At 66.5% G+C, this 23,007-nt stretch carries 19 protein-coding genes; 13 read left to right on the plus strand and 6 right to left on the minus strand.

Going from position 1 to position 23,007, the window contains the following annotated elements:
* The first annotated feature begins 66 nt into the window (after positions 1–66).
* From LL972_RS17240 to LL972_RS17270, 7 genes are all read left to right on the plus strand, one after another.
* On the plus strand, positions 67–2,895 hold the full coding sequence (locus LL972_RS17240; protein WP_228328631.1) for a monovalent cation/H+ antiporter subunit A: 2,829 nt from the start codon (positions 67–69) through the stop codon (positions 2,893–2,895).
* Entirely contained in the window at positions 2,895–3,269 is a 375-nt protein-coding gene (locus tag LL972_RS17245) for a Na+/H+ antiporter subunit C (protein WP_016901335.1), read from the plus strand. The genes LL972_RS17240 and LL972_RS17245 overlap by 1 nt, the downstream gene beginning before the upstream one ends.
* Positions 3,266–4,810, plus strand: coding sequence for a monovalent cation/H+ antiporter subunit D (locus tag LL972_RS17250; RefSeq protein ID WP_228328632.1), 1,545 nt, complete (start codon positions 3,266–3,268; stop codon positions 4,808–4,810). Before LL972_RS17245 ends, LL972_RS17250 begins: the two co-directional genes overlap by 4 nt.
* Positions 4,807–5,313 (plus strand): Na+/H+ antiporter subunit E, encoded by a 507-nt coding sequence (locus LL972_RS17255; protein ID WP_119129415.1) that lies wholly within the window; start codon positions 4,807–4,809, stop codon positions 5,311–5,313. Before LL972_RS17250 ends, LL972_RS17255 begins: the two co-directional genes overlap by 4 nt.
* Positions 5,310–5,594, plus strand: a complete 285-nt coding sequence (locus tag LL972_RS17260) for a K+/H+ antiporter subunit F (RefSeq protein WP_016901330.1) — start codon at positions 5,310–5,312, stop codon at positions 5,592–5,594. Before LL972_RS17255 ends, LL972_RS17260 begins: the two co-directional genes overlap by 4 nt.
* Positions 5,591–6,016 carry a Na+/H+ antiporter subunit G gene (locus LL972_RS17265; protein ID WP_228328633.1) on the plus strand — a complete coding sequence of 142 codons (426 nt, stop codon included), beginning with the start codon at positions 5,591–5,593 and terminating at the stop codon, positions 6,014–6,016. The genes LL972_RS17260 and LL972_RS17265 overlap by 4 nt, the downstream gene beginning before the upstream one ends.
* Before the next feature lie 250 nt (positions 6,017–6,266).
* Positions 6,267–6,821, plus strand: a complete 555-nt coding sequence (locus LL972_RS17270; protein ID WP_228328634.1) for a hypothetical protein — start codon at positions 6,267–6,269, stop codon at positions 6,819–6,821.
* A 211-nt stretch (positions 6,822–7,032) separates the two neighbouring features.
* Here the strand turns inward: LL972_RS17270 and hmgA are convergent, their stop codons facing one another.
* The 3 genes from hmgA to hppD form a co-directional block, all read right to left on the minus strand.
* Complete coding sequence (hmgA, locus tag LL972_RS17275; protein ID WP_228328635.1) at positions 7,033–8,346, minus strand: homogentisate 1,2-dioxygenase; 1,314 nt, start codon at positions 8,344–8,346, stop codon at positions 7,033–7,035.
* Positions 8,347–8,446: 100 nt separating this feature from the next.
* On the minus strand, positions 8,447–8,839 hold the full coding sequence (locus LL972_RS17280; RefSeq protein ID WP_228328636.1) for an endonuclease domain-containing protein: 393 nt from the start codon (positions 8,837–8,839) through the stop codon (positions 8,447–8,449).
* Positions 8,840–9,085: 246 nt separating this feature from the next.
* The gene (gene hppD / locus LL972_RS17285) at positions 9,086–10,216 is read right to left on the minus strand and encodes a 4-hydroxyphenylpyruvate dioxygenase (protein ID WP_228328637.1); all 1,131 of its coding nucleotides are present in this window, start codon (positions 10,214–10,216) and stop codon (positions 9,086–9,088) included.
* A 122-nt stretch (positions 10,217–10,338) separates the two neighbouring features.
* Between hppD and LL972_RS17290 the strand changes: the two genes are divergently transcribed.
* On the plus strand, positions 10,339–10,827 hold the full coding sequence (locus LL972_RS17290; protein WP_016905082.1) for a MarR family winged helix-turn-helix transcriptional regulator: 489 nt from the start codon (positions 10,339–10,341) through the stop codon (positions 10,825–10,827).
* Positions 10,828–10,877: 50 nt separating this feature from the next.
* Here LL972_RS17290 and LL972_RS17295 read toward each other — a convergent pair whose 3' ends face one another.
* From LL972_RS17295 to LL972_RS17305, 3 genes are all read right to left on the minus strand, one after another.
* On the minus strand, positions 10,878–11,468 hold the full coding sequence (locus LL972_RS17295) for a thioredoxin family protein (protein ID WP_228328638.1): 591 nt from the start codon (positions 11,466–11,468) through the stop codon (positions 10,878–10,880).
* 11 nt (positions 11,469–11,479) lie between these two features.
* Complete coding sequence (locus tag LL972_RS17300) at positions 11,480–12,997, minus strand: peptide MFS transporter (protein ID WP_228328639.1); 1,518 nt, start codon at positions 12,995–12,997, stop codon at positions 11,480–11,482.
* 271 nt (positions 12,998–13,268) lie between these two features.
* Positions 13,269–14,171 (minus strand): tryptophan 2,3-dioxygenase, encoded by a 903-nt coding sequence (locus LL972_RS17305; protein WP_228328640.1) that lies wholly within the window; start codon positions 14,169–14,171, stop codon positions 13,269–13,271.
* A gap of 668 nt (positions 14,172–14,839) precedes the next feature.
* Between LL972_RS17305 and LL972_RS17310 the strand changes: the two genes are divergently transcribed.
* From LL972_RS17310 to LL972_RS17330, 5 genes are all read left to right on the plus strand, one after another.
* Entirely contained in the window at positions 14,840–18,421 is a 3,582-nt protein-coding gene (locus LL972_RS17310; protein WP_228328641.1) for a lamin tail domain-containing protein, read from the plus strand.
* 177 nt (positions 18,422–18,598) lie between these two features.
* Complete coding sequence (gene pdhA, locus LL972_RS17315) at positions 18,599–19,687, plus strand: pyruvate dehydrogenase (acetyl-transferring) E1 component subunit alpha (RefSeq protein WP_228328642.1); 1,089 nt, start codon at positions 18,599–18,601, stop codon at positions 19,685–19,687.
* Positions 19,680–20,750, plus strand: a complete 1,071-nt coding sequence (locus LL972_RS17320; protein WP_228328643.1) for an alpha-ketoacid dehydrogenase subunit beta — start codon at positions 19,680–19,682, stop codon at positions 20,748–20,750. The genes pdhA and LL972_RS17320 overlap by 8 nt, the downstream gene beginning before the upstream one ends.
* A gap of 1 nt (position 20,751) precedes the next feature.
* The gene (locus LL972_RS17325) at positions 20,752–21,135 is read left to right on the plus strand and encodes an SH3 domain-containing protein (protein WP_228328644.1); all 384 of its coding nucleotides are present in this window, start codon (positions 20,752–20,754) and stop codon (positions 21,133–21,135) included.
* Positions 21,132–22,580, plus strand: a complete 1,449-nt coding sequence (locus tag LL972_RS17330) for a dihydrolipoamide acetyltransferase family protein (RefSeq protein ID WP_228328645.1) — start codon at positions 21,132–21,134, stop codon at positions 22,578–22,580. The genes LL972_RS17325 and LL972_RS17330 overlap by 4 nt, the downstream gene beginning before the upstream one ends.
* Positions 22,581–23,007 lie beyond the last annotated feature (427 nt).

The raw sequence follows: 23,007 nt of genomic DNA on the forward strand, positions 1-23,007 counted from the left end.
TGACGCGGGCGTCAGTCAACGGTTTGTTAAGCTCTCTGGCCTGCTCGCGAATCTTGTGTTCCCTGCATGCCTTTCTCGCTGGAAATCCTGCTCGCGCTGCCGTTTGTGATGGCGGCCGCCACTGCGCTGCTCTGGCGCACCTCCCGTTCGATCACTGCGTGGTTGGCTGCGGCTGCGCCGTTGGGCGGGCTGGCCATCCTGGCAACGCTCACACCGGCCGTGCTGCGCGGTGAGGTGATCGACAGCCAATACGCATGGTTGCCGCAGATCGGCCTGATGTTCTCGCTGCGGCTTGATGGCCTGGCGTGGATGTTCGCGTTGCTGGTGCTGGGCATCGGTGCGCTGGTGGTGCTGTATGCGCATTACTACCTGAGTGCGCGCGACAGCGCATCGCGCTTCTTCGCCTATCTCATGCTGTTCATGGGCGCGATGCTCGGCATGGTGCTGTCGGGCAACCTGCTGTTGCTGATGGTGTTCTGGGAACTCACCAGCATCAGCTCGTTCCTGTTGATCGGCTTCTGGTCGCACCGCAAGGACGCGCGCGAAGGCGCGCGCATGGCCTTCGTGCTGACAGCCGGTGGCGGCCTGGCCCTGCTCGGCGGCACCCTGATGATCGGCCGCATCGTCGGCAGTTTCCAGCTGGATGCGGTGCTGGCGGCCGGCGATCTGATTCGCGCCAGCCCGCTGTATCCGTATGCGTTGGGACTGGTGCTGCTGGGCATCTTCACCAAGAGCGCGCAGTTCCCGTTCCATTTCTGGCTGCCGCACGCGATGGCCGCGCCCACGCCGGTGTCGGCGTATCTGCATTCGGCCACGATGGTGAAGGCCGGCGTGTTCCTGCTGGCGCGCCTGCATCCTGCCCTGGCCGGCACCGATCTGTTCTTCTATACGGTCACCAGCATCGGTGCAATCACGCTGTTGCTCGGCGCCTGGCACGCGATCTTCCAGCACGATCTCAAGGGCGTGCTGGCGTACTCGACCATCTCGCATCTGGGCCTGATCACGATGCTGTTCGGCCTGTCCACGCCGATGGCGGTGGTGGCCGGCGTGTTCCACATCCTCAACCATGCGGTGTTCAAGGCCTCGTTGTTCATGGCCGCCGGCATCATCGACCACGAGACCGGCACGCGCGACATGCGCAAGCTGGGCAACCTGCGCCGCCTGATGCCGGTCACCAGCGTGCTGGCGATCACCGCCTCGCTGGCGATGGCTGGCGTTCCGCTGCTCAACGGCTTTTTGTCCAAGGAAATGTTCTTCGCCGTGGCGCTGGAAACCGATGCGCCGCAGACGATGCGGGTGTTGGCCAGCATCGCCGCACTGCTGGCCGGCCTGCTCGGCGTGGCCTACAGCCTGCGCTTCGTGCACGACACCTTCTTTGGCGAAGGCCCGCGCGACTTGGACACCACCCCGCACGAGCCGCCGCGCTGGATGCGGATTCCGGTGGATGTGCTGGTGCTGATCTGCGTGGCCGTGGGCATCGTGCCGGCCTGGACCATCGCGCCGGTGCTGCGCGCCGGTGCCAGCGCCATCCTGGGCGAGCGCCTGCCCGACTACAGCCTGGCGCTGTGGCATGGCTGGAACTGGCCGCTGGCGATGAGCATCGCCGGCATGGTGGGCGGCACCTTGTTGTACATGGCGCTGCGCCGCACGCTGGACATGTACGCGATCCAGAACCGCTCGCCGGGCAAGGCGCTGTTCAACTGGAACCTGCGCGCCCTGTTCGCCGGTACCGTGCGCATGACCGATGCGGTCACCAACGGCAATCTGCAGCGCATGCTGATGCTGCTGGTACTGAGCGCTGTGGTGGTGGCGCTGGTGCCGTTCCTGCAGGGCGGCGCCTTGCCGGCCTGGCCGGCGCCCACCCCGCTGCCGCTGCTGGGCTGGACGATCTGGCTGCTGATGATCGCCTGCGCCCTGGGCAGCCTGTTCCTGTACAAGCAGCGCCTGCTCGCCGTGCTGGTGCTGGGTGGCACCGGCCTGGCGGTCAGCATGACCTTCGTGTTCCTGTCGGCACCGGATCTTGCGTTGACCCAGCTGCTGGTGGAGATGGTGACGCTGGTGCTGATGCTGCTGGCGATGAATTACCTGCCCGAGCGCTCGTTGCCCGAGCCTGCGCGCCTGCGCAAACTCCGCGATGCCGGCATCGCCGTGGTCGGGGGCGCCGGGCTTGCCGCGCTGGCCTATACCTTGATGACCCAGCCCAGCCACACGGTGGCCGGCGAGCTGTTGCAACGTGCATTGCCGGAAGCCTACGGGCGCAACGTGGTCAATGTGATTCTGGTGGATTTCCGCGGCTTCGATACCTTCGGCGAGATCACCGTGTTCGCGATCGCCGGGCTGGTGGTGCATGCACTGCTGCGGCGCTCGCGCATGGCGCCGGAACGCAGCATGCCCGGCCCGCCGATCAAGTTGCCGGTGCCGGCCGACCTGGCGCAGATCATGTTCCCGCTGACGCTGACGGTGTCCTTGTTCCTGTTTCTGCGCGGCCATAACGCGCCCGGTGGCGGCTTTATCGCCGGGCTGGTGCTGGCAGTGCCGTTGCTGATGCAGTACGTGATCCAGGGCACCGCGTCGGTGGAATCGCGCTTCGGCTTCGACTACATCCGCCTGATCGGCATCGGCCTGCTGTGCGCGCTGGTCAGTGGCGCCGGTGCGCTGGTCTTCGGCATGCCGTTCCTGAGCAGCGGGCATCTGGAGATTCCGTTGCCGCTGCTGGGCGATCTGGAGCTGGCCAGCGCGCTGGGCTTCGATGTCGGCGTGTATCTGGTGGTGTTCGGCGCGGCGATGTTGATGCTGTCGATGATGGGCACGATCAAACCCTCGCGTACGCGCAGCTCGCAGCGCGGCGAGATCGACCCCACCCAACGTTCGACACGCACCGCGGAGCAGCATTGATGGAACTGGCAGTGGCAAGCGCGATCGGCGTCCTGACCGCATTGGCGATCTACCTGTTGCTGCGCGCGCGCAGCTTCGACGTGATTCTGGGGATGACCTTCCTGTCGTATGCGACCAACCTGCTGATCTTCGCCGGTGGGCGGCTGCGCAGCGGCCAGGCGCCAGTGCTGCGCGAGGGCGTGCCGGCCGACCTGATGCATTACACCGATCCGTTGCCGCAGGCGCTGGTGCTGACCGCAATCGTGATCGCCTTCGCGATGACCGCGGTGAGCCTGGTGCTGGCGATCCGCAGCCGTAGCGACAACGGCAGCGACCATGTGGATGCGCATGAAGACGCCACCACCGGCGTGGACACGCGCGAGGCCCGGCGATGAGCCATCTGCTGATCCTGCCGATCCTGATCCCGATGCTGGGCGCGTCGGCGGCGCTGTTCGTCGAACATCGGCGCTATGGGCCGCGCGTGCAGCGCACGGTGGCGTGGGCGAGCATGGCATTGCTGGCCGTGGCAGTCATCGCCTTGTTCGCGCGTGCCGCCGAAGGCCAGGTGCTGGTGTACCTGCTCGGCGACTGGCCGGCGCGCATCGGCATCGTGCTGATGGGCGACCGCCTGTCGGCGTGGATGCTGTTGACCACCCTGATCCTGGGCGCGGCCTGCCTGCTGCATGCCTGCGCGGGCTGGGACCGGCGCGCGCCGCATTTCCATGCCTTGTTCCAGTTCCAGTTGATGGGCTTGAACGGTGCGTTCCTGACCGGCGACATCTTCAACCTGTTCGTGTTCTTCGAAGTGATGCTGATCGCCTCCTACGGCCTGTTGCTCAGCGGCGGGCGCGGGCTGCAGATGCGTGTTGGCCTGCACTACGTAGTGTTCAACGTGTGTGCGTCGACCCTGTTCCTGATCGCGCTGGGCCTGCTGTTCGGCGTGTTCGGTACCTTGAACATGGCCGAGCTGTCGCAACGCATCGCCGCGTTGCCAGCGCAGGACGTGCCGCTGGCCAAGGCCAGCCTGGGCCTGTTGCTGCTGGTGTTCTGCAGCAAGGCGGCGTTGCTGCCGCTGTACCTGTGGTTGCCGGAGACCTATTCGCGCGCGCCGGCGGCGGTGGCGGCGCTGTTTGCGATCATGACCAAGGTCGGGCTGTACGCGACGCTGCGGGTGTCGGCGCTGTGGTTCGGCGCCGGTGCCGGCGCGCTGCAGGGCTTCGGTCGCCACGCATTGCTGTGGCTGGGCATCGCCACGCTGTTGATGGCCGCCTTCGGGGTGATGGCCGCATCGCGGCTGCGGGTGATGGTGTCGTATCTGGTGGTGTTCTCGGCGGCGACGTTGTTCATCGCGTTCTCGCTGGACGATGCCGGCGCATTGGGTGCGGGGCTGTACTACCTGCCGCACAGCAGCTTCGTGGCCGCGGCATTGTTCATGGTGTCGGACCTGATTCGGCGTCGCCGCGGCAGCGCCAGCGACCGCAAGGAAGTGGTCGCGCCGCTGCCGCGGCGTGGGATGCCCGGTGAGATGTTCATGGTCGCCGCGGTGGCGGTTGCCGGGCTACCGCCGTTGTCCGGCTTCCTGGCCAAGGCCGCGTTGCTGCAGCACGTGCCCGCCGGCCTGGTCGGACCGGTGTGGGTCGCCATCCTCGGCAGCAGCCTGCTGGTGGTGATCGGCCTGACGCGTGCCGGCGTGCGCCTGTTCTGGCGCGTGCCCGAAGCGGTGCAGGATGTCCCCGCGCTGCAGCCGCAACGGCGTGCGCGCATGCGCCCGGTGGAGACTGCCGCCACGCTGCTGTTGCTGGGCGGGCTGGTGGCGATGACGGCCGGTGCCGGCCCGTTGATGCGCTACACCGACGCGGCCGGCGTGCAGCTGCGCGATCCCGGCGCCTACGTGGAACAGGTGCGCGCCACCACGCCGCAACGGAGGCAGCCATGAGCACGCGCATGCCGCTGCGCAGCCGGCTGCTGCCCTCGCCCTCGCTGAGCGTGACGGTCTTCATTTTCTGGCTGTTGCTCAGCGACAGCTTCGGGCCGCAGCAATGGGTGCTGGGCCTGCTGCTGGGCTGGGTGGTGCCGATCTTTGCGGCGCGCCTGGACCGCGAGTTCGCCCGCATCGGGTCGCTACGTTCGGTGCCGCGCATGTTGCTGGTGGCCGCCGGCGACATCGTGCGCTCCAACCTCAAGGTGGCCGGCCAGGTGCTCGGCCCGGAGTCGCGCATCCATCCGGGTTTCATCTGGGTGCCGCTGGACATCGCCAACATCCACGGCATCGCCGCGCTGACCAGCATGATCACCCTCACTCCCGGCACGGTGTCGGCGGCGCTCTCGGATGACCGCAAGTATCTGCTGGTGCACGTGCTGCACCTGGACGACCCGGACGCCTTGATCGCCGAGATCAAGACCCGCTACGAGAAGCCCCTGATGGAGATCTTTCCATGACCGGCCACATGTTCATCGAATCGACCATCGTCATCTGCATGCATGCGGTGGGCCTGGCCATGCTGATGGCGCTGTGGCGATTGCTGCGCGGGCCGAGCGTGCCTGATCGCATCCTGGCGCTGGACACCCTGTCCATCACCGCCATCGCCGAGCTGATGCTGCTGGGCATGTATCTGGATTCGCCGATCTACTTCGAAGCCGCGCTGGTGATCGCGATGCTGGGCTTCGGCAGCACCGTGGTGCTGAGCAAGTTCGTGCTGCGTCGGGACATCGTCGAATGATCGCGCTGACCGAATATCTGCTCAGCGCGCTGTTGCTGGTCGGCACCTTCTTCATCCTGATCGGCGCGTTCGGCCTGGTGAAGCTGTCGGACTTCTTCAAGCGCCTGCATGCGCCGACCAAGGCCAGCACGCTGGGGGTGGGCTGCGTGCTGCTGGCATCGGTGGGCTATCACCTGTTCCTCGGCGTGGACCCGCAACCGCGCGAACTGCTGATCACCGTGTTCCTGTTCATCACCGCACCGATCAGCGCCCATCTGATGGCCAAGGCCGCGCTGTCGCTGATGATGGAAAACCGCCCGGAAGTGCCCAACCACGGCGACATGAAAAAGGAAGGCCTGCCCACGCCGCAGACCCAGGGCGATGTCGGCGAGAACGTAGAAACCGCCAGCCAGCATGTGGAGCCGGACAAGGATCCGCACTAAGGCTTCATGCTGCGGCCTCGGCCGGCACCGCCGTGCTGGCGCCCCGGCGCGGTTGCAGGCGGTCAGCAACAGCAGTGCGCCCATCAAACCAGGCAATCCGGTGGTCATGCATGGCGTTCCTACGGGTCCGCCACAGCCTAACGGCGCACATCGCGGCGACGTGCAGAACGCCAGCGTGCCTTGCAGCGTGCCGATGTCATCGGCGCTTCATTGGCTGCGGGCAAGCTGAGCGCCTCGCAGGACTGCCGCCATGACCCCACGCAAGACCGCGCTCGCCCTCACCGCGCTGCAATCGCACCGCAGCCCACTCACCCTGCTGCAGCGACGCGCGCTGATCCTGGCCGATGGGCAGCGCGATCTGGCAACACTGGCCGTGCTGCTGGGCGGCGACGGCGCCGCGTTGGTGCAGGCGCTCTGCGCAATGGGCTATCCGGCCTTTGGCACGCCAGCAGGCGGTGCGGCAACGCCACTCACGCCCCCGGCCGCTACGCTCGCTCCGGTCGTCATGCCCGGCACCTCCGTGCCGCCGCCAGCTGCACCGCCGAGCGAAGAGGACCTGCAACGCCAGCGCCGTCGCGCGGCCACCAACGCGCGGCTGTACCTGCTCGACATCCTGCAGCTGCAACGCAACCCGGCGGCCGTTGTGCTGCATCGGCAACTGCACGCCGCACGCGCCGAAGACACCATCGGCGCCGCCATCGCCGAGGCGCTACGCGCGTTGCCGCAGATCACCTCGGCAAGCTACGCAGAGCGTGTACGTGCAAGGATCGGCGAGTTGCTGCCGGATGCGCTGCAGGCGGCTTGATCGAACAGCTGAAACGACTACGTCGTAGATGGCGTGATCTGCCTGCTACAACTGATGCCTTGCAGTTGGCTTGATCCGACAAGCGCAACCGATACCCTGCAGGCTGCTTGATCGGACACCTGCCATTGGTGCGTTGCAGGCGACTCGATCCGACAACCACGCCTCTGCCATGCCGTACTGCCTGATTAGCACGTCCGGCTAGCGGCCCGAGTTACTGCGCATCGCCTGACCTGGGCGCCTGGAACGCCGCGCGTAATCCGGACCAGCACTGCTGGTAGTCGCCCTGCCGGTGCGTGGCCTGCAAAGCCTGCTGCGTAGGACGCAGCACCGCACGCGTTTCGAACATGAAGGCCATGGTGTCGGCGATCACGTCCGGGCGCGTCAGGTCCGCATGCGAGGCCTTGTCGAAGGTCGCCGCATCCGGTCCGTGCCCACTCATGCAGTTGTGCAGCGAGGCACCACCGGGCGCGAAGCCGTCGGCCTTGGCGTCGTACACGCCGTGCACCAGCCCCATGAACTCGCTGGCCACATTGCGATGGAACCACGGCGGGCGGAAGGTATGCTGCGCCACCAGCCAGCGCGGCGGGAAGATCGCAAAATCCATGTTCGCCGTGCCATGCGTGTCGCTGGGCGAGGTCAGCACGGTGAAGATGCTCGGATCCGGATGATCGAAGCTGATCGAGCCGATGGTGTTGAAGCGGCGCAGATCGTAGCGATATGGCGCGTAGTTGCCATGCCAGGCCACCACGTCCAGCGGCGAGTGGCCGATGTCCGCGCGCCACAGATGGCCCTGGAATTTGGCCACCAGTTCGAAGGCGCCTTCGCGCTGCTCGAAGGCCGCATGCGGCGTTTCGACATCGCGCGCGTTGGCCAGCCCGTTGGAGCCGATCGGCCCCAGGTCGGGCAGCCGCAGCAATGCGCCGAAGTTTTCGCAGACATAGCCGCGCGCTTCGCCATCGAGCAACTCGACACGGAAGCGCACGCCGCGTGGTATCACCCCGATCTGCTGCGGCTCCAGTTCCAGCACCCCGAGCTCGCTGTGGATACGCAGGCGCCCAAGTTGTGGCACCAGCAACAGCTCGCCGTCGGCATCGTAAAAGAAGCGATCGTGCATGGAGGCATTGGCCGCATACAGATGCACGGCAACACCGGACATCGCCTCCGGCCCGCCGTTGCCGGCCATGGTGTAGAGACCATCGACGAAGTCGGTTGGCACGGATGGCAACGGCAACGGGCTCCAGCGCAGTTGATCCGGCGGCACCGGGCCACGACCGAAGTCGTTGTGGAAGGTGGATTGCTGGATCAACGAAAACGCGCCATGCACGGCCGCCGGACGGATGCGATAGAGCCAGCTGCGCCGGTTCTCGCTGCGCGGCGCGGTGAACGCGGTGCCGGACAACTGTTCGGCATACAACCCGTGCGCCACACGCTGCGGCGAGTTCTGCCCGATCGGCAAGGTGCCGGCCACCGCCTCGGTCGCAAACGCATTGCCGAAACCGCTCATGTAGTGCTCGTTGTTATGCATGGCATGCGTCCGGATCTTGGCCCTCCCTCCCCGGATGCAGAAGGTTGGGATTGAGTTGAATCAGGCCTTTCCTACCGAAGAAGAGCTGAGGCCTGGCGGATTACGCCCCTCTCCCCGCGGGAGAGGGGTTGGGGTGAGGGTACGGCGTAGCGACTACCTCGAAGATCATCTCGACCACCGCATCCAGCGAAAGCAACACATCGTTGTTCCAGAACCGCAGCACTCTCCAACCCCTCAATTGCAGCCACCGTGTTCTTGCCTGATCGCTGGATGCCTGATGCTGCGAGCCATCCAGTTCAACAATCAACGCCGCATCAATACAACAAAAATCTGCGATGTACGGCGGAATCGGATGCTGACGCCTGAACGTGAAACCTTGTCGCTGACTGCCGCGGAGACAGTGCCAACGTGCGCGCTCTGCTTCTGTCATCCCTGCCCGTAACGCACGCGCGTTGGTGAGCGCGACGGTGGGTAATGGCGGTTTGATTTTCATCGCTCCACCGTACCCTCACCCCAACCCCTCTCCCGAAGGGAGAGGGGCTTTAAGCGCCTGCATTTTCTCTGTGCTGCGCTGTCAGAAAAACACGTCCTTGGTGCGTGCTTGGCGATACCCCTTATTTCACTTGATCGGCAGCGTCGCCACATCTGACTTTAGGGAAGGCAGCGCTCGGTATCGCAGCGAAATGCGCCGCTCACACCCGTAACAACGCAGTTACTGACACGAATCCCGAACAGCGAATCACCAATCCCCGCCCTCAAAGCACCCACGCTTCATCTGATCGCGCTCGATGCTCTCGAACAGCGCCTGGAAATTGCCTTCGCCAAAGCCCTCATTGCCCTTGCGCTGGATGATCTCGAAGAAGATCGGGCCGATGCAGTTGGTGGTGAAGATCTGCAGCAGCTTGCGCTGCTTGGTGTCCACGTCGGCATCGATCAGGATCTTGTTGCGGCGCAGGCGTTCGACGTCTTCGCCGTGGTCGGGAATGCGCAGGTCCACCACGTCGAAATAGGTGTCGGGCGTATCCAGGAACGTCACGCCTGCCTCGCGCATCCTTTCCACCGAGCTGTAGATGTCGTCGGTGAAGCAGGCGATGTGCTGGATGCCTTCGCCCTGGTAGGCGTCCAGGTACTCGTTGATCTGGCTCTTGGGGTCGGAGGATTCGTTGAGCGGGATGCGCACGACGCCGTCCGGGGCGGTCATCGCCTTGGACACCAGGCCGGTCTTGGCGCCCTTGATGTCGAAGTAGCGGATCTCGCGGAAGTTGAACAGGCGCTCGTAATAGTCCGACCAGCGCTGCATGTTGCCGAAGTACAGGTTGTGGGTCAGGTGGTCGATGAAGGTCAGCCCGAAGCCGGCCGGGTGCTGGTCGGCGCCTTCGATCGGCTCGTAATCGGCGTCGTAGATGCTGCCCGCATCGCCGTAGCGGTCGACCAGATACAGCATGCAGTCGCCGATGCCCTTGACCACCGGGGCCGGCACGGCGCGGGTGTCGGCCTTGTCCTGCACCGCTTCGCCGCCGTTGCCCAGCACGGTCTGCAGCACCGTCTCGGCCGGGGTGCGGAAGCGGATCGCAAAGCCGCAGGCGCTCGGGCCGTGCGCGGCGGCGAAATCGGCGGCAAACGAATCGGGCTCTTCGTTGAGCAGGAAGTTGACCCCGCCCTGGCGATAGACGGTAATGGCACGGCTGCGGTGGCGCAGCACCGGACTGAAGCCCATCTTGCGGAAGTAGTCGTGCAGCTGCGCGACCTGGCCGGCGGGCGCGGCGAATTCGACGAACTCGAACCCGTCGATCCCCATCGGATTGTCGAAGGTGGTGACCTGCATGCCCAGGTTCGGGCGGGTTGCGGTACTGCTCGGTTGTGCGCTCATCGTCGTTTCTCCACGCTAGGCCGTCCGCAGGGCTATGCGGGGTGGCAGAAGACCCGCGAGAATGCGCAGGCCACCCAAGGTTTGTAGTTGCAAATGAAACCAAAATCAAGACACAGTGCAACATGAGCGATCTCGACGCCCCCACCCCGCCGCCACATCCTGTGCTGCTCAACCTTGAGCAGTTCCTGCCGTATCGCCTGAGCGTGCTGTCCAACCGCATCAGCAGCAACATCGCCAAGGTCTACGGCGATCGTTACGGCATGGCCATCCCCGAGTGGCGGGTGATCACCATCCTGGCGCTGTATCCGGGTTCCTCGGCCAGCGAGGTCTCCGACCGCACCGCGATGGATAAAGTTGCAGTCAGCCGCGCCGTGGCGCGCCTGCTGGAGCGCGGCTTCATCCGCCGCGAAACCCATGGCGACGACCGCCGCCGCTCGATGCTGGCGCTGTCGCCGGCCGGACGCCAGGTCTACGAGACCGTCGCCCCGCTGGTCAACGAGATGGAGCAGCGGCTGATGTCGGTGTTCAGCGCCGAGGAGCAGCAGGTCCTGGAGAAGCTGATCGACCGGCTGGCCAAGGACGGGCTGCCGCGCATGGCCGGCAAGGACTGATAAAAAACCCCCGCAGTGCGGGGGTTTTTGCATGACACGGCAACGACGCGTCAGGCCTGCGGCGGCGCCCATTGCTTGAGGAAATCGAACAGCTTCCTGCGGTCGAAGCCCTCGCCCTTGCGCAGTTCCGGGCCGGCCTGGGTGGTCAGCAGCTTGCCGTCGTTGTCCAGCACCAGCAGCGCCGGAAAATCATTGAGCTGGGCAAACTGCGACAGGAAGGCGGCGTTGTCGTTGGCCGCATCGCGATTGACCTTGACCACCACGAAGTGCGCATCGCGGAAGCTGCGCAGCTCCGCATCGCCGCCCATCAGCTCGTCCAGCGCCTTGCACGGCTCGCAGGCCGCATTGCCGACGTTGAGCACGATGCGCTTGCCGCCGCGCTTGGCCTCGACCTTGGCGGTCTCCAGATCGGCGGCCGGATCGCGCGACGGGTCGTACTGCGCATTGAGCGCCGCCGCCGCGGCGATGTCCGCCGCAGTAGGCGTATTGCCCGAGGACACCGGCTGGCTGGGATCGGCGCTGGGCGGCTTCTGCATCGAGGTATCCAGCGGCCGTGGCGCCTCCTGTTGCTCGGTGGGCTGCCCGCAGGCGCTCAACAGACCTGCCAGCAGCAGGCCACAGACAGTGGGTTTGATCGGCATTGCTGTTCTCCTCACTTCACACCGTGCATCAGTTTGTTGATCAAAGGCGCGATCAGGAACAGCACCGCGCCAGCGCCCAATAGCGCCCAAAACCCGAAGGTATACCCGCTCAGGGCCGAGGACACGCTCATCCCTTCGCTTCCGCTGACATGCCCGGCAAAAATGCCCGACAGGTTGTTGCCGATGCCGGTAGACAAAAACCAGCCGCCCATTCCGAAACCGACCAGACGCACCGGTGCCAGCTTGGTCACCATCGACAGGCCGATCGGCGACAGGCACAGCTCGCCTACCGACTGGATCACGTACACCATGAACAAGGTCCAGAACGGCACCTTGCCAGCATCGTTGACCAGGCTCGACAGTGCAAACATCAGCAGCAGGAACGCCAGACCGTTGAACAGCAGGCCCAGGCCGAACTTGCGCGGAATCGACGGGTTGAAGCGGCCGGCCTTGACCCAGATCCAGGCGATGATCGGCGCCAGCGTGATGATGGCAATCGAGTTCACCGACTGGAACCAGGCGGTGGGGAAGGTCCAGTCGCCGAAACCGCGGTCGACGATGTTGTCGGCCAGGAAGGTGAATGAGCTGCCGGCCTGTTCGAAGAACATCCAGAACAGCACGTTGAAGGCGAAAATGATCAGCATCGCGATCACCTTGTCGCGCTGCACCTTGCCTTCGCGGATGCCTTCGACCAGCAGCATCACCGACAGGCCGACGAACAGCACGGTCAGCACGATCTGCAACACGTCCGCACCGACGGTGAGCAGGAAGTACACCACTGGAATCGCCAGCACGCAGCCGACCAGCACCATCAGCACGCGGCCGATGCCCTGCGCATTCGGCGCCGGTGCGCCGATGCCCTTGAGCTGTGCGCGGCCGATCCAGAACCACACCAGGCTGATCAGCATGCCTACGCCGGAGGCCATGAACACCATCTTGTAGGACGGCATGGCGTCGGTGCCGAACACTTTTTCGGCCAGCAACTGGGTCAGCACCGGCGAGATCATCGCGCCGAGGTTGATGCCCATGTAGAAAATGGTGAAGCCGCTGTCGCGGCGCGGATCGGCCACCGAATACAACTTGCCGACCATGGTGGAGATGTTCGGTTTGAACAACCCGTTGCCCACCACCACGGTGGCCAGGCCGATCTCGAACATGGTGTGGTCGGGAATGGCGATCAGGAACAGGCCGGTGGCCATGACGGCCGCACCGACCAGGATCGAGCGTTGGTAGCCGAGCACGCGGTCGGCCACGTAACCACCGAAGATCGCTGCCGCATACACCAGCGCCAGATAGGCGCCATAGGTGCGTCCGGCCGGCGCCTGGCCGGTGGCATCGCCATTGAAGAACTGCGCCACGATGTACAGCACCAGCGCCCAACGAATGCCGTAGAACGCGAAGCGTTCCCAGAATTCGGTCATGAACAGCATCCACAGCGGCCGGGGATGACCGAGCAGCGTGGGAAACTCGGGCGGTGCCGGCGGCGGCGGAGTGGCGGCGGAAGTCGGCGCGGTAGCGTCAACGCTCATGGAATGTCCCTTGCGTATTCAGGAATGGCTGGGTGCCCAGGGCGTACCCCGGGAGACGCGCGAGGATCACTTAGACGTCATGTACGCGTCAAATTCGCAGCACTCGCCGACCTGATGGCGGCGGTTGGTCTGCGAGGATGACGCCCGTATCCTCACCCTAGCCCCCGCTCCGCGCCCCGGCCCGCGTTTGCGACGCGGGCGCTCCAAGGCACGCGCGCCAGTGGCGCGCAAACCGTGCCTTCTCGCCCCGACGGGAGAGGGGCTAGCCCTCTCAGCCCTTCTCCGACTCACCGCGGCCACCGTCCATCGGCTCGCGGCTTTCCACGCCCACCGACGTGCGCACGTCAAACAGCTCCGGGAAAAACGTCAGCGCCAGCGCCTGCTGCAGAAACCCCACGCCGCTGGACCCACCGGTGCCGCGCTTGAAGCCGATCACCCGCATCACCGTGCGCATATGGCGGAAGCGCCATAGCTGGAACTGGGTTTCCACATCGACCAGGTCCTCGCACAGCGAATATTCGCGCCAGTAGCGGTCGGTGTTTTCGTAGATGCGTTCGAACACCGGGCGCAGGCTGTCGTCGGCCACATGCGCGCAGGTCCAGTCGCGCCCCTGGTATTGCGGCGGAATCGCATGCCCGAAGCGCGCCAGGTAGCGCAGGAATTCCTCGTACAGGCTGGGCGCTTCCAGCACCTGGCGCAGGCGTGCCTGCCCTTGCGGGTCGTACGCGAACACCTGCAGCATCTGCGGGTTCTTGTTGCCCAGCAGGAACTCGATATAGCGGTACTGCAGCGACTGGAAGCCGGACGAGGGCCCCAGCACATCGCGAAACCCCATGTACTCGCTCGGGGTGAGCGTCTCCAGTACCGACCACTGTTCGGTGAGCTGGCGCAGCACCTGCTTGCTGCGCGCCAGCACCTTGCGGCACTGCCAGACCTGATCGTTCTGCAGGTGCACCATCGCCGCGCGCAGCTCGTGCGCCAGCAGCTTCAGCCACAGCTCGGAGGTCTGGTGCTGGATGATGAACAGCATCTCGTCGTGGTGCGCCGGCTCGGACAGGGGCTGCTGCGCCGACAGCAACTGGTCCAGCCGCAGATAGCCGCCGTAGGTCAGCCGCCCCTCCAGATCGGTGTGAATGCCGGGTTCCAGGTCACGCAGGTTCTTGTCGACGGGCATGGCAGTGCAGATGGATCGGGCCGGTCAGGGTAGCTCAGTGGCGGGGATTGGGGATTGGGGATTGGGGATTGGGGATTGGGGATTGGGGATTGGGGATTGGGGATTGGGGATTGGGGATTGGGGGATTGGGGGATTGGGGGAATCGGGAATCGGGAATCGGGAATCGGGAATCGGGAATCGGGAGGCGGGAGGCGGGAGGCGGGAGGCGGGAGCGGAGATTGGATATCGACGGCCTGGCGGCTGAGGGCGGCGCTGGAGGCTGGGTCTTCGACACGTGATCTCCGGTGTGTGTCGCATCGTTCTACCGTGCAGACCTTCTGGCTGGACCGACGCCCTTCCGGATTACTCCTTGTGCAGCGCGCGGCCTCCCTGCATGTCGTTGCAGCGCGCCTGCATGGCGCTGTAGCGAGCCTTTGCCGCAGCGCCCGATTTGACTGGGTGACCTGCTCACGCGGGCAGCCTGACAACGCGGTGGCGTACGCGACTGGTACTTCACACCTGAAAAAGCCAACCGCTCTCGACTGCGCGGTCGCAGCCGCTGCGCCGGTGTCACCGTATCGTCAACCTAGGTCTGCAAATTCATGCAGAATCAAACGGCGCTGCCGGCCAGGGACGTGGCCGGACCAGGGGAGCGTTTCACGTATCACGGATCAGGGGACTCTCATCTCATGCATGTGTTGCAGCGTCGTGCAGCCTTACTCGTCTGTGCGCTGGCGGTTGCCGGCCACGCCAACGCCCAGGTCGTCATCAGCCAGGTCTACGGCGGTGGCGGCAACAGCGGTGCCACCTTCCGCAGCGATTTCATCGAGCTGCACAACATCGGCAGCACCACGGTCAGCCTGGACGGCTGGTCGGTGCAATACGCCTCGGCCGCCGGCAGCAGCTGGCAGGTCACCCCGTTGGCGGGCAGCGTGCCGGCCGGCGGCTACTACCTGGTCAAACAGGCCGATGGCAGCGGCGGCAGCGTTGCGCTGCCTGCGCCCGACGCCACCGGCACCATCGCCATGGGCGGCGGCGCCGGCAAGGTGGCGCTGAGCAACAGCGCCTCGGCGTTGAGCGGCGCCTGCCCCACCGGCAATGCCGATCTGGTCGGCTATGGCAGCACCGCCAGCTGCGCCGAAGGCAATGCGCCCACACCGGCGCCCAGCAATACGCTGGCAGTGCTGCGCGGCGGCGATGGCTGCACCGACACCGACAACAACGCGGCCGATTTCGCCACCGGCGCGCCGGCCCCGCGCAACGCCGCCAGCCCCGCACGCCTGTGCAGCGGCGGCGGCCAGCCGATCGCCACGCTGGCCGATGTCAGCCAGGCCGAAGGCAATAGCGGCAGCCGCAGCTTTGTGTTCACGCTGAGCCTGAGCCAGCCGGCCGGTGCGGGCGGGGTGAGCTTCACCGCGGCCACCGCCAATGGCACCGCCGTCGCTGGCAGCGACTATGTCGCCCTGCCCGCCTCCAGCGTCCGGATTGCCGCTGGCGAGCGCAGCGCCAGCATTGCAGTGGAGGTGCTGGGCGACACCACGCCAGAGCCCGACGAGACCTTCGCGCTGCAGATCAGCGGCCTCACCGGCGCATTGCCGGCCACGCTGAGCGCCACCGGCACCCTCCTCAACGACGACTTCAGCCTGCTGCCGATCCACGCCATCCAGGGCAAGGGCGCACGCTCGCCGCTGGACGGCCAGGTGGTCGCCACCTCGGGCATCGTCACCGCCCGTCGCAGCGCCGGTTTCTTCCTGCAGGCAGCGGATGCCGAAACCGATGGCGATGCGGCCACCTCCGAAGGCGTCTACGTCTACACCGGCAGCGCACCGCCGGACGCCGCCGCCATCGGCAACCGGGTGCGCGTGCAGGGCACGGTGCTCGAGTACGTGCCCACCGCCGATCCGACCCAGCCGCCATTGACCGAGATCGGCGGCAGCCTGACCGTGCTGCTGGATTACACCGGCAACCCGTTGCCGATGCCGGTGGCGTTGAGCGCGAACTTCCCCAACCCGAGCGGCGCCTTTGATCAGCTCGAAGCGCTGGAAGGCATGCGCGTCACCGCCGCCAGCCTCACCGTCAATGCGCCCACCGGCGGCAGCGTCAACGAGACCAACGCCACCGCCACCAGCAATGGCGTGTTCCATGCAGTGGTCACCGGCCTGCCGCGCGCCTTTCGCGAGCCCGGCGTGCAGTTGCCCGACCCGCTGCCGGCCGGCTCGCCTGCCGGGGTGCCGCGCTGGAACACCAACCCGGAAGTGATCGCCGTCGGCAGCGCCGGCGTCGGGGCCGAGCGTCTGGATCTGGCCTCCGGCTGCGTCGTGCTGGATGTCACCGGCCCGCTGGATTACAGCTTCCGCCGCTACACGCTGTATCCGGAACGCACCCCGCAGGTGAACTGCAACGGTGCCGACCAACCGCGCCCGGCACCGGTACCGCAGGCCGACGACGTGGCCGTGGCGACCTACAACATGGAGCGCTTCTTCGACGACCAGAACGACCCGGCGATCGGCGAACCGGTGCTCACGCCAACTGCGTTCCAGGCCCGCCTCAACAAGGCCTCGCTGGCGATCCGCAACTACCTGCACGCGCCCGACATCCTGGGCACGGTGGAAGTGGAAAACCTCGGCGTGCTGCAGACATTGGCTGCGCGCATCAACACCGATGCCATCGCCTCCGGCCAGCCCAATCCGCAGTACGTGGCGTACCTGCAGGAAGGCAATGACGTCGGCGGCATCGACGTCGGTTTCCTGGTCAAGACCGCTGCGGTGTCGGCCGGCATGCCGCGCGTGGAAGTGGTGTCCATCGCCCAGGAAGGCAAGACCACCACCTGGACCGAACCAGGCGGCGCGGTGAGCCTGCTCAACGATCGCCCGCCGCTGGTGCTCAGCGCCAGGGTGCACCAGGCCGATGGCCGCGTGCTGCCGCTGACCGCCATCGTGGTGCATCAGCGCTCGCTCAACGGTGCCGAGACCGACGATGCGGCCGGCACCCGCATCCGCGCCAAACGCCAGGCCCAGGCCGAGTATCTGGCGCGCCTGCTGCAGACGCGCCAGCAGCTCGACCCGGCCGAACAGGTGCTGGTGATGGGCGACTTCAACGCCTTCGAGTTCAACGACGGCTATGTGGATGCGATGGGCACCGTCACCGGCAGGCCGGCACCGGATGCGCAGACCGTGGTGAGCGGCGATGGCGTGGACCTGGTCAATCCGGACTACACCGACCTGACCTGGTTCAATACGCCCGACCAGAGCTACTCGTACGCCTTCGACGGCAATGTGCAGTCGCTGGATCACATCCTGGCCAACGAGGCGCTGATGCGCGCGCCTGGCATCGCCTCGCTGTCGGTGGGCCATGCGCGCATCAATGCCGACTTCCCCGGCACCGCGCGCAACGATGCCAATACGCCCACGCGCTTGTCCGACCACGACCCCACCGTGGTGCTGTTACGCATGGCGCCAGCGCTACGTGCCGACCTGGGCGTGATGGTCACCGCGGCACGCGCACAGGTCACCGAAGGCGAGCGCATCGACTTCAGTGTGGATGTGGAGAACCGCGGGCCCGACAGCGCAGCGTTTGCAGCGGTGGCCCTGGCCTTCGATGCCGCGATCAGCCCACGGGTCACCGCGGCAGCGGGCTGGAACTGCCAGCCGCCGCAAACCGGTGCCCAGACGGTGGTCACCTGCACCATCGCCGCGCTGGCATCCGGCAATGCACAGCGCTTTGCGGTGCAGGTCGACGCTGGCGCGGAGCTGGCCGGACGCAGCCTGACCCTGGCCGCCTCGGTCGCCTCGCAAACGCCCGACCCGCAGCCTGACAACAACACCGACACCGCCGCGGTGAGCGTGCAGCCGCAGCTGCGCAGCGATCTGGCAGTGCGCCTGGAAGGCCCAGCCACGCTGCCAACCACTGCCTTCAATGCCACCTACCGGGTGGTGCTGGACAACCGCGGCAACGCAGCGGCCACCGGTGCCAGCGTGCGGATCGAAGGAAACACGGTGTCGGCGCTGTCGCTGCTGGTGCCGCCCAGCGGCTGGCGGTGCGCCAAGCAACTGCAGTCGCTGCGCAGCGCGATCTTCGTGTGCAGCACCGCCGCAGCAGTGCAGCCGGGCGCGCAGGCCGCGTTCCAGCTGACCGTCGCGGCAAAGCCGATCCCGGCCGAGCGCGCAGTGCGGGTGCAGGCCAGCGCCAGTTCGACCTCGCCCGATGCCAACCCGGCCGACAATACGGCGCTGATCGTCACCCCGATCGGTGGAGGCGCAGACCGCCGCTGATCGCAGTGCACCACGTCGCAATTCTGTACTGCGACAAAGGGCGCGGCCTGGTCCGCGCCCTTTTTTTTGTGCAAGCCAGCATCATTGTGTGCTGCGGTGCAGGACAGCTTTTTGCTGTGTGGTCCTTAACATCGCAACTCATATCATTTGAAACTTCTTGGTGAAGGTGTCGCCGCAATGAGCGTAGCCGCGCAGTTCGAGATCGAATATCTGCAATACATGGACGCGGACGGCCAGATGGTCCGCGACGACCTGCCGGCCGACGCCGCCAATCCGCAACAGTTGCTCGCCCTGTTCAAGCGCATGCTGTTCGTGCGCACCTTCGACAGCAAGTCGGTCGCGCTGCAGCGCACCGGCAAGTTGGGCACCTACGCGGCCTGCCTCGGCCACGAAGCCACCCACGTGGGCATCGGCGCGGCGATGCGCAGCGGCGATGTGTTCGCGCCCAGCTATCGCGAGTACGGCACCATGTTCGAACGCGGCGTGCGCCCGCGGGACGTGCTCTTGTACTGGGGCGGCGACGAACGCGGCAGCGATTATCCGCGCGATGCCGATGCGGCGATCGACTTCCCGATCTGCGTGCCGATCTCCACCCAGTGCCTGCATGCGGCCGGTTCGGCGCTGTCGTTCAAGCTGCAGGGCAAGCCGCAGGTCGCGGTGGCCTGCTGCGGCGATGGCGGCAGCTCCAAGACCGACTTCTATGCCGCGCTCAATTCGGCCGGTGCCTACAAGCTGCCGCTGATCCTGTGCGTGATCAACAACGGCTGGGCGATCTCGGTGCCGCGCTCGGCGCAGACCGGCGCGCAGACGCTGGCGCAGAAGGGCCTGGCCGGCGGCCTGCATTGCCTGCAGGTGGACGGCAACGACCTGATCGCGGTGCTCGAAGCGATGCGCCAGGCGCGCGCGCGCGCATTGGCCGGCGACGGCGGCACGGTGATCGAGTTCCTGACCTACCGCCTGTCCGATCACACCACCGCCGACGATGCGCGGCGCTATCGCGGCGAAGAAGAGGTCAAGCAAGGCTGGGCGCGCGAGCCGCTGCTGCGCCTGCGCCGCTATCTCACCGCGCAGGGCCTGTGGGACGAAGCGCAGGAAACCGCCTGGAAGGCCGAATGCGGCGCGCGCGTGGACGAAGAGGTCAACGCCTACCTCAACACCCCGGTGCAGCCGGTCGAAGCAATGTTCGATTACCTCTATGGCGACCCGCCGGCCGAGTTGCTGGCCCAGCGCGCCGAAGTGATGGCGCAGGAGGCCCGTCATGGATGAGCACAACCTGTCACACCTGGCTGCGACACAGCAGGCCAGTGCCCCTTACAACGCCGCAGCCACGCGCGGAGAGAGTGCCATGAGTTCGCCCATCACCCTGATCGAAGCCATCACCCAGGCGCTGGCCTGGGAGCTGGAACACGACCCTGCGGTGCTGGTGCTGGGCGAGGATGTCGGCGTCAACGGTGGCGTGTTCCGCGCCACCGCCGGCTTGCAGCAGCGCTTCGGCAGCGAGCGGGTGCTGGACACGCCGCTGGACGAAACCACCATCGCCGGCCTGAGCGTCGGCCTGGCCGCGCAGGGCATGAAGCCGGTGGCCGAAGCGCAGTTCGACGGCTTCGTGTATCCCATGGTCGACCACCTGATCTGCCATGCCGCGCGCTTGCGCAACCGCACCCGCGGGCGGCTGCATTGCCCGATGGTGCTGCGCGTGCCGTGGGGCGGCGGCATCCGCGCGCCGGAACATCACAGCGAAGCCAACGAGGCCATCTTCACCAACGTGCCCGGCTTGCGCGTGGTGTTGCCGTCCTCGCCGCAGCGCGCCTATGGCCTGCTGCTGGCCGCGATCCGCGACCCGGACCCGGTGATCTACATGGAACCCAAGCGCATCTACCGCCAGTACAAGGAAGTGGTCGCCAACGATGGCGAAGCGCTGCCGCTGGACGTGTGCTTCGTGCTGCGCGACGGCACCGACGTCACCCTGGTCACCTGGGGCGCGCAGGTCAAGGAAGCGCTGGAAGCGGCCGACAAGCTCGCCGGCGAAGGCATCAGCGCCGAGGTCATCGACGTGGCCACGCTGCGCCCGCTGGACTTCGACACCATTGCCGAATCGGTGGCCAAGACCGGCCGCTGCGTGATCGTGCAGGAAGCCCCGCGCACCGCCGGCTTCGGTGCGGAGATCGCCGCGCAGCTGGCGGAAAAATCGATGTACGACCTGCTCGCACCGGTCGAACGCGTCACCGGCTACGACACGCATATCCCGCTGTTCCGGCTGGAGATGAAGTACCTGCCGAGCGTGGAGCGCATCGTCACCGCCGCCCGTCGCGCGGTGGCTGCCGGCTGACATGCGCGCCCGTCTGCTCTGCGATTACCGCGCCGCGTACGCCAACCCGATCCGCCTCCACGCTGGCCAGCACGTGACCATCGGCGTGCGCGACGAGGAATGGCCGGCCTTCGCCTGGGTCAACACCGGCGACGGCCATGCCGGCTGGGCCCCGGTGGCCTGGCTGCGCCCCCTGGGCGACGGCCAGGCCGAAGCCCTGCGCGACTACGACGCACGCGAACTCGATGCCCACCAGGGCGAGGACGTGTTGCTGCATTACGAACATGGCGGTTGGTGGTGGTCCGAGCGTGCCGATGGCATGCAAGGCTGGCTGCCGGCTGCCGACCTCGAACTCCTCGACGACACCACGCCGCCGCTGCCTGCGGCGCAAGAGAACCTGCCATGAGCGAAGCCAAGAATTTTCACCTGCCCGACCTGGGCGAAGGCCTGCCAGATGCCACCATCGTCGAATGGTTCGTCAAGGAAGGCGACAGCGTGCGCCTGGACGATCCGCTGGTCTCGATGGAGACCGCCAAGGCGGTGGTCGAGGTGCCCTCGCCGTTCTCCGGCACCGTGACCAAGCTCGCCGGTGCCGCTGGCGATGTGATCGTGACCGGCGCGATGCTGGCGCAGTTCGCGCTGGACGCCTCGCAGCCGCAGCGCGCCGATGGTCAGGACACCGGCCACTCGCATGGCCCTGCACCCACGCACACGCCCAGCACCGGCGACAGCGCGGCCGGCCCGACCGCGCGCGTGGTCGCCTCCGACAACGGCGGCGAGATCGTAGACGCCGATGCCAGTGGCGAGAGCGAGCGCGACGACGCCGGCACGGTGGTCGGTGCGATGCAGAGCTCCAACGCGGTGCAGAGCGAACAGGCGATTGCCGTCGGCGGCGTGCGCGCGATGCCGGCGGTGCGTGCGCTCGCGCGCAAGCTGCGCGTGGATCTGGCACAGGTGCGCGCCACCGGCCCGGACGGCACGGTGACGATGGCGGATGTGAAGCAGGCCGCCGCAGCTGGCAGCGCGCCGTTGTCTGCCACGCGTGCCAGCGCATCGGTCACGCCGATCAACGGCGACAACGCGCGGGCAGCCGCGCCGCACGCCGCTGCCGGCACGCATTCGGCAACCAGCGCAGCAAGCAACGCGCAACCACGTGCAGCGCTGTCTGCCACCGGCAAGCCGATGCGCACGCAATCGCCAGGCGTGGTCGCAAAAGGCCAGCCGGAACAGCTCAAGGGCGTGCGGCGCAACATGGCGCGGGTCATGGCCGATGCGCACAGCAAGGTGGTGCCGACCACGCTCAACGACGATGCCGACATCCACGCCTGGCAGCCCGGCAACGACGTCACCGTGCGCCTGGTGCGCGGCATCGTCCGTGCGTGCCAGGCGGTGCCGGCGCTCAACGCCTGGTTCGACGGCGAGGCACTCAGCCGCACCCTGCACACGCAGGTGGACATCGGCATTGCCGTGGATACTGAAGAAGGCCTGTTCGTGCCCGCGCTGCGCAATGCCGACATGCTGGACGCGCACGGCATCCGCGAGAGCGTCAACCGGCTGCGCCAGCAGGTGGAAACCCGCAGCATTGCCGCATCCGAACTCAGCGGCTACACCATCTCGCTGTCCAACTTCGGCATGTTCGCCGGCCGCTACGCCACTCCGGTGGTGGTGCCGCCATGCGTGGCCATCGTCGCCGCCGGCCGCGCGCGCTACCAGCTCACCCCGGTGATGGGCGGGGTGGAAACTCACAAGGTCATGCCGCTATCGCTGACCTTCGACCACCGCGCCGCTACCGGCGGCGAAGCCGCACGCTTCCTGCGCGCACTGCTGGACGATCTGGCGCTGGCCAACTAACGCGCGGACAGCAAGACGGCCGCGTCCACCGCCACGTGGGCGCGGCCGGTCTTGTGGATCTCATCCGCACACGGCCAAGTCGGCGGTTGCAGTGAACTCGCTGCTTCAAGACAAGAACGGATGGCGACATCCCACGATGTCGCCATCCAGGGATCGAGTCGCGACGTGTCACGCAATCGGTGAGGGTACCTCGCAGTCGACCCACCGTTTTTTTGTTTCAAGCATCTGACCGCGGCGGAATAACGCCTTGGTCGAAGTATTGGCCGCTTTATGCGTCGTGCCCCGATGAGGCTTGCACACTGCGGATGGATCAGTTGCAGAGCAGCCGATCTGCGGGCTTTCTGCAGGGCCCTTGCCCGCCCACCATCGCAGGACACGCCGTGAATCCGTCCATGGAGGCTCTTACGCGGCATCCATGCCGCGTAAG

This window comes from Xanthomonas campestris pv. asclepiadis, assembly GCF_020784175.1.
Classification (GTDB): domain Bacteria; phylum Pseudomonadota; class Gammaproteobacteria; order Xanthomonadales; family Xanthomonadaceae; genus Xanthomonas; species Xanthomonas campestris_D.

What these genes read in the sequence shown, in the direction of transcription:
- LL972_RS17240 (WP_228328631.1), top strand. Translation starts at nt 67, where the DNA reads ATGCCTTTCTCGCTGGAAATCCTGCTCGCGCTGCCGTTTGTGATGGCG.
- LL972_RS17245 (WP_016901335.1), top strand. Translation starts at nt 2,895, where the DNA reads ATGGAACTGGCAGTGGCAAGCGCGATCGGCGTCCTGACCGCATTGGCG.
- LL972_RS17250 (WP_228328632.1), top strand. Translation starts at nt 3,266, where the DNA reads ATGAGCCATCTGCTGATCCTGCCGATCCTGATCCCGATGCTGGGCGCG.
- LL972_RS17255 (WP_119129415.1), top strand. Translation starts at nt 4,807, where the DNA reads ATGAGCACGCGCATGCCGCTGCGCAGCCGGCTGCTGCCCTCGCCCTCG.
- LL972_RS17260 (WP_016901330.1), top strand. Translation starts at nt 5,310, where the DNA reads ATGACCGGCCACATGTTCATCGAATCGACCATCGTCATCTGCATGCAT.
- LL972_RS17265 (WP_228328633.1), top strand. Translation starts at nt 5,591, where the DNA reads ATGATCGCGCTGACCGAATATCTGCTCAGCGCGCTGTTGCTGGTCGGC.
- LL972_RS17270 (WP_228328634.1), top strand. Translation starts at nt 6,267, where the DNA reads ATGACCCCACGCAAGACCGCGCTCGCCCTCACCGCGCTGCAATCGCAC.
- hmgA (WP_228328635.1), bottom strand. Translation starts at nt 8,346, where the DNA reads ATGCATAACAACGAGCACTACATGAGCGGTTTCGGCAATGCGTTTGCG.
- LL972_RS17280 (WP_228328636.1), bottom strand. Translation starts at nt 8,839, where the DNA reads ATGAAAATCAAACCGCCATTACCCACCGTCGCGCTCACCAACGCGCGT.
- hppD (WP_228328637.1), bottom strand. Translation starts at nt 10,216, where the DNA reads ATGAGCGCACAACCGAGCAGTACCGCAACCCGCCCGAACCTGGGCATG.
- LL972_RS17290 (WP_016905082.1), top strand. Translation starts at nt 10,339, where the DNA reads ATGAGCGATCTCGACGCCCCCACCCCGCCGCCACATCCTGTGCTGCTC.
- LL972_RS17295 (WP_228328638.1), bottom strand. Translation starts at nt 11,468, where the DNA reads ATGCCGATCAAACCCACTGTCTGTGGCCTGCTGCTGGCAGGTCTGTTG.
- LL972_RS17300 (WP_228328639.1), bottom strand. Translation starts at nt 12,997, where the DNA reads ATGAGCGTTGACGCTACCGCGCCGACTTCCGCCGCCACTCCGCCGCCG.
- LL972_RS17305 (WP_228328640.1), bottom strand. Translation starts at nt 14,171, where the DNA reads ATGCCCGTCGACAAGAACCTGCGTGACCTGGAACCCGGCATTCACACC.
- LL972_RS17310 (WP_228328641.1), top strand. Translation starts at nt 14,840, where the DNA reads ATGCATGTGTTGCAGCGTCGTGCAGCCTTACTCGTCTGTGCGCTGGCG.
- pdhA (WP_228328642.1), top strand. Translation starts at nt 18,599, where the DNA reads ATGAGCGTAGCCGCGCAGTTCGAGATCGAATATCTGCAATACATGGAC.
- LL972_RS17320 (WP_228328643.1), top strand. Translation starts at nt 19,680, where the DNA reads ATGGATGAGCACAACCTGTCACACCTGGCTGCGACACAGCAGGCCAGT.
- LL972_RS17325 (WP_228328644.1), top strand. Translation starts at nt 20,752, where the DNA reads ATGCGCGCCCGTCTGCTCTGCGATTACCGCGCCGCGTACGCCAACCCG.
- LL972_RS17330 (WP_228328645.1), top strand. Translation starts at nt 21,132, where the DNA reads ATGAGCGAAGCCAAGAATTTTCACCTGCCCGACCTGGGCGAAGGCCTG.